The sequence below is a fragment of the Kitasatospora sp. NPDC001095 genome, from assembly GCF_053598615.1.
Genome location: NZ_JBSFKQ010000104.1, coordinates 1 through 6217, shown reverse-complemented (window position 1 = coordinate 6217; position 6217 = coordinate 1). Strand labels below are relative to the sequence as shown.

2 protein-coding genes are annotated in these 6217 nt (G+C 76.0%); both read left to right on the top strand.

What is annotated here, in order from left to right:
- Positions 1–4308: SDR family NAD(P)-dependent oxidoreductase (locus tag ACWDBB_RS35870; protein ID WP_449793598.1), on the top strand; the 4308-nt coding region annotated here is incomplete at its 5' end.
- A 20-nt stretch (positions 4309–4328) separates the two neighbouring features.
- A partial coding sequence (locus ACWDBB_RS35865; protein WP_449793597.1) for a type I polyketide synthase occupies positions 4329–6217 on the top strand: 1889 nt, incomplete at its 3' end.

Sequence of the window (6217 nt, the reverse complement as noted above, 5' to 3'; positions counted from 1 at the left end):
ATCGACTGGGCCTCGGGCGCCGTCGAGCTGCTGACCGAGGCCCGGCCCTGGCCGGAGACCGGGCGTCCGCGTCGCGCGGCCGTCTCCTCCTTCGGGTTCAGCGGCACCAACGCCCACGCCATCATCGAGCAGGCCCCGGCCGACGCTCCGCGTGAGGCGGGCACCACCGCCCGGCAGCTGCTTCCGTGGGTGCTGTCCGGCCGTACCGAGGCCGCCCTGCGGGACCAGGCGCTTCGCCTGCGTTCCCACCTCGAGGGCCCCGTCGAGTCGGCGGACGTCGCCTTCTCGCTGGCGGTCACGCGGGGCCGGTTCGACCACCGGGCCGTGCTGACGGCGGCCGACCGGGACGAGGTGCTGCAGGCTCTCGCCGCGCTCGCCCGGGGCGAGTTCGCGGACGGCCTGGTGCGAGGCACGGCCGACACCGGGAAGCTGGCGTTCCTGTTCGCCGGGCAGGGCAGCCAGCGTCCCGGGATGGGCCGGGAGCTGTACGAGGCCTACCCGGTGTTCGCCGAGGCCTTCGACGCCGTGTGCGCCAAGGTCGAACTCCCGCTGAAGGAGGCGGTGTTCGGCGAGGACGCTGACGTCCTGGCGCGGACGGAGTTCACCCAGCTCGCGCTGTTCGCCGTCGAGGTGGCGCTGTTCCGGCTCTTCGAGAGCTGGGGCGTGCGCCCCGACGTCCTGGTGGGCCACTCGATCGGCGAGCTGGTGGCCGCGCACGTCGCGGGCGTTCTCTCCCTCGACGACGCCGCCGCGCTGGTGGCGGCCCGTGGCCGGCTGATGCAGGCGCTGCCCGAGGGTGGCGCGATGGTCGCGGTGAAGGCCACCGAGGCGGAGATCCTGCCGCTGCTCACCGGCAACGTCAGCATCGCCGCGATCAACGGCCCGACGTCCGTGGTGATTTCGGGCGACGAGTCCGAAGTCCTGGCGATCGCCGGGAAGTTCGAGAAGACCAAGCGCCTGAGCGTCTCGCACGCCTTCCACTCCCCGCTGATGGACGGCATGCTGGACGACTTCCGCGAGGTGGCCGAGCGCCTGACGTACAGTGCCCCGCGCATCCCGGTGGTCTCCAACGTCACCGGCACCCTGGCCACCGCCGAGGAGCTGTGCGAGCCCGAGTACTGGGTGCGGCACGTCCGCGAGGCCGTCCGCTTCGCCGACGGCATGCGGGCCCTGGAGGCCCAGGGCGTCACCACGTACCTGGAGCTGGGCCCCGACGGTGTCCTCACCGCCATGGCCCAGGACTTCCTCGCGGACGGCGTGTTCGTGCCCGCGCTGCGCGCCGGCCGGCCCGAGGCGCGGACCGCGCTGACCGCCCTGGCCACCGCCCACGCCCACGGCGCGTCCGTCGACTGGCCGGCGCTGTTCGCCGGCACCGGCGCCCGCCGCGCCGACCTGCCCACCTACCCCTTCCAGCGCGAGCGCTACTGGCCGACGGTCGGTGTCCGCCGGGCCGGGGACGCGACGGCCTTCGGGCTCGGGCGGACCGACCACCCGTTGCTGGGTGCGGCGGTGGCGCTGGCCGACGGTGAGGGCCACCTGTTCACCGGCAGCCTGTCGCTGCGCACCCACCCGTGGCTGGCGGAGCACGCGGTCGCGGGCACGGTGATCCTGCCCGGCACGGCCTTCGTCGAGCTCGTGATGCGGGCAGCGGACGAGGTCGGCTGTGCGGTGCTGGAGGAGCTGACGCTGGCGGCGCCGCTGGTGCTGTCCGAGCAGGGCGGGCTGGCTGTCCAGGTGCTGGTCGGCGGGCCGGACGAGGACGGGCGCAGGCCCGTGAGCGTCCACTCCCGTTCGGAGCGGGCCTCGGCGGACGAGCCGTGGACACGGCACGCGACCGGTGCGCTGGCCTCGGCCGCGCGTACGGAGGGCGAGTCGCTGACGGAGTGGCCGCCGGCCGGGGTCGAGCCCGTGGCCGTCGACGGCTGGTACGAGGCGCTGGCCGTGTCCGGGTTCGACTACGGACCGACGTTCCAGGGACTGCGGGCCGCCTGGCGGCGCGGCGACGAGGTGTTCGCCGAGGTCACCCTGCCGGAGGAACCGGCCGACCACGCCGCCGGCTTCGGACTGCACCCGGCGCTGCTGGACGCCGCGCTGCACGCGATCGGGCTGGGCGTCCTGGCCGACCGGGAGGGCGGCGGTCTGCTGCCGTTCTCCTGGAGTGGCGTCGAGCTCCACGCCTCGGGCGCGGGCGCGCTGCGGGTGCGGCTGGCGGCGGCGGGGCGCGACGCGGTCGCGCTGACCGTCGCGGACGCCGGGGGCCGTCCGGTGGCGACGGTGGACTCTCTGGTGCTGCGGCCGGTGGACAGGGAGCAGCTGGCCCGGGCGGGCGGTGCGTCGCACGAGGACGCGCTCTTCCGGCTGGACTGGTCGGCTCCGGCCGTCGCGTCGGCGGCCTCGCCGGCCGAGCCGGTGGCCGAGGGCCGGTGGGCGCTGCTGGGCGAGGACGCCTTCGGCGTGGCCGAGGCCCTGGCCGCCGCGGGTACGGTTCCGGACCGCCACGCCGACCTGCTCGGCCTGGTGGAGTCGGGCACCGCCCCCGACGTGCTGCTGCTGACCTGCCCGGCCGGCGGGCTGCTCGCCGACGCCGCCCCGGGAACCGCCGACGCCGCCGATGCCGCCGACCACGCCCGGGTCGCCGCCTTCCGCGTGCTGACGCTGGTGCAGGCGTTCCTCGCCGAGGAGTGCTTCACCGGCACCCGGCTGGTGCTGCTCACCCGGGGTGCGCTGGCCGCCGCCCCGCGGGACGGCGTGCCGGACCCGGGCGCGGCCACGGTCTGGGGCCTGGTGCGGTCCGCGCAGTCCGAGCACCCGGGACGCTTCGTCCTGGTCGACCTGGACGAAGCGCCGGACGCCGCCCGGGCGCTGCCCGTCGCCCTGGCGGCCGAGGAGCCCCAACTGGCGGTGCGCGACGGCGCCTTGCTGATCCCGCAGCTCGCCAGGGCGCAGACCCCGGGCACCGCCCGGGGCGCCCTCGACCCGGACGGCACGGTGCTGCTCACCGGTGCCACCGGAGCGCTGGGCGGCCTGGTCGCCCGGCACCTGGTGGCCGAGCACGGGGTGCGTCACCTGCTGCTGCTCAGCCGTCGCGGCGAGGCCGCCGACGGGGCCCGGGAGCTGGCCGGGGAACTGTCCGGGCTGGGCGCCGCGGTGGCCTTCGCGGCCTGCGACGCGGCCGACCGGGAGGCGCTGGGCAAGGTGCTCGCCACCGTCCCGGCGCAGCACCCGCTGACGGCCGTCGTGCACACCGCCGGTGTGCTCGACGACGGCGTGATCGGCTCGCTCACGCCCGAGCGGCTGGACGCCGTGCTGCGGCCCAAGGTCGACGCGGCGCTCAACCTGCACGAGCTGACGGCCGGTTCGGGCCTCGCCCGGTTCGTCCTGTTCTCCTCCGCGGCGGGCACGCTGGGCAACGCCGGTCAGGCGAACTACGCCGCGGCCAACGCCTTCCTGGACGCGCTGGCGCAGCACCGCGCCGCCCGTGGCCTGCCCGGCACCTCGCTCGCCTGGGGGCTCTGGGAGCAGTCCGGCGGGATGGCCGCCGCCCTGGAGGGCACCGGCGCCCGCCGGATGGCCCGGGGCGGTGTCTCGGCGCTGACCGCGGAGCAGGGCCTGGCGCTGCTCGACCGGGCGCTGGCCGGCGACGAGTCGGTGCTGGTGCCGATCGCCCTGGACCTGCGAGCGCTGCGGGCCCGCGCCGCCGGGGCGGCCGTACCGGCCGTGCTGCGCACGCTGGCGCCGTCGGCGGCCCGTCGGGCGGTGGACGCCTCGGGCGACGCCGCCCACGCGCTGCGGCAGCGGCTGGCCGGTGCCGAGCCGGAGGAGCGGGACCGGATCCTGCTGGACCTGGTCCGCTCGCACGGCGCGGCGGTGCTCGGCCACGCGGGCCCCGACGCGGTGGTGCCCGGGCGCGGCTTCCTGGAGCAGGGCTTCGACTCGCTGACGGCGGTCGAGCTGCGCAACCGGATCGGCGCCGCCACCGGGCTGCGGCTGCCGGCCACCCTGCTGTTCGACCACCCGAGCCCTGCCGCGCTGGCCGGACACCTGGCCGGCGAGCTGCGGACCTCCGGTGCCGGCGGTTCCGTCGAGCCGGTGCTCGGCGAACTCGGGCGGCTGGAGGCGTCCCTGGCGGCGCTGGCGGCCGGTCCGTTGGACGACACGGTCCGGGCCGGGCTGACCGCCCGCCTCCAGGACCTGCTCGCCCTGTGGGGCGCCGCCGCCCCGGCGGCCGGCGAGGCCGTCACCGAGCGGCTCGACGAGGCCAGCGACGACGACCTCTTCGACTTCATCGACAACGAGCTGGGGCTCTGACCTCGTGCGTATGGATATCTGTGACAACTTCCGGACGGGGGAGCACCGTGGTGAATGAGGACAAGCTTCGCGACTACCTCAAGCGGGTGACGGCCGATCTGCACCAGACGCGGCTGCGGCTGCGCGAGGTGGAGGCGGCCGACCAGGAGCCGATCGCGATCGTCGCGATGAGCTGCCGCTACCCGGGCGGCGTGGCCTCGCCCGAGGAGCTGTGGAAGCTGGTCGCGGCCGGCGGTGACGGCGTGTCGGCGTTCCCGACCGACCGCGGCTGGGACCTGGAGGCGCTGTACTCCCCGGACCCGGACAGCCCCGGCACCTCGGTGACCCGCGAAGGCGGCTTCCTGCACGACGCGGGCCGCTTCGACCCGGCGTTCTTCGGCATCTCGCCGCGCGAGGCGATGGCCATGGACCCGCAGCAGCGGCTGCTGCTGGAGACCTCCTGGGAGGCCTTCGAACGCGCGGGCATCGACCCCGGCACGCTGCGCGGCAGCGCCACCGGCGTGTTCGCCGGCGTGATGTACCACGACTACGCCGCCCGGCTGTCCGTGGTGCCGGAGGGCGTCGAGGGCTACCTCGGCACCGGCAGCTCGGGCAGCATCGCCTCCGGCCGGGTGTCGTACACCTTCGGTCTTGAGGGCCCGGCCGTCACCGTGGACACCGCCTGCTCCTCCTCGCTGGTCGCCCTGCACTGGGCCGTCCAGGCGCTGCGCCGCCAGGAGTGCACCCTCGCCCTGGCCGGCGGTGTGACGGTGATGGCCACCCCCGGCGCCTTCATCGACTTCAGCCGCCAGCGCGGCCTGGCCCTCGACGGCCGCTGCAAGGCCTTCTCGGCCGACGCCGACGGCACCGGCTGGGCAGAGGGCGCGGGCATGCTCCTGCTGGAGCGCCTCTCCGACGCCGAGCGCAACGGACACCCGGTGCTGGCCGTCGTGCGCGGCAGCGCGATCAACCAGGACGGTGCCAGCAGCGGCCTCACCGCGCCCAACGGCCCGTCCCAGCAGCGCGTCATCCGCCAGGCCCTGGCCGACGCCCGGCTCACCTCCGACCAGGTGGACGCCGTCGAGGCGCACGGCACCGGCACCACCCTCGGCGACCCGATCGAGGCCCAGGCGCTGCTCGCCACCTACGGCCAGGAGCGCCCGGGCGACCGCCCGCTGTGGCTGGGCTCGCTCAAGTCCAACATCGGTCACACCCAGGCGGCGGCCGGCGTCGGCGGCATCATCAAGATGGTGCTCGCGATGCGGGAGGGCGTGCTGCCGCGCACCCTGCACGTGGACGAGCCGTCCCCGCACATCGACTGGACCGCCGGCGCCGTCGAGCTGCTGGCCGAGGCCAGGGACTGGCCCGAGACCGGCGCGCCGCGCCGCGCGGGTGTCTCCTCCTTCGGGTTCAGCGGCACCAACGCCCACGTCATCCTGGAGCAGGCGCCCGCGCCGGCCGCCGAACCTGCCGACACCGCCGCCTCCCCGGCGGTGCTGCCGTGGCTGCTCTCCGCCCAGACCGAGGACGCGCTGCGTGAGCAGGCCGTCCGGCTGCAGGCCCGCCTGGCGGACGGGGCGGCGGACGCGTCCGCGCTCGACGTCGCCTACGCCCTGGCCACGGGCCGGGCGCAGCACCGGTACCGGGCGGTGGTCGTCGGCCGGGACGGTGAGGAACTCATCGCCGGCGTACGGGCGTTGGCGGAGGGACGACCGGCGGCCGGCACGGTCGTCGGCGAGGCCTCCGAGGGGCGGACGGCGTTCCTGTTCACCGGGCAGGGCAGCCAGCGTCCCGGGATGGGCCGGGAGCTGTACGAGGCCTACCCGGTGTTCGCGGAGGCCTTCGACGCCGTGTGCGCCAAGGTCGAACTCCCGCTGAAGGAGGCGGTGTTCGGCGAGGACGCTGACGTCCTGGCGCGGACGGAGTTCAC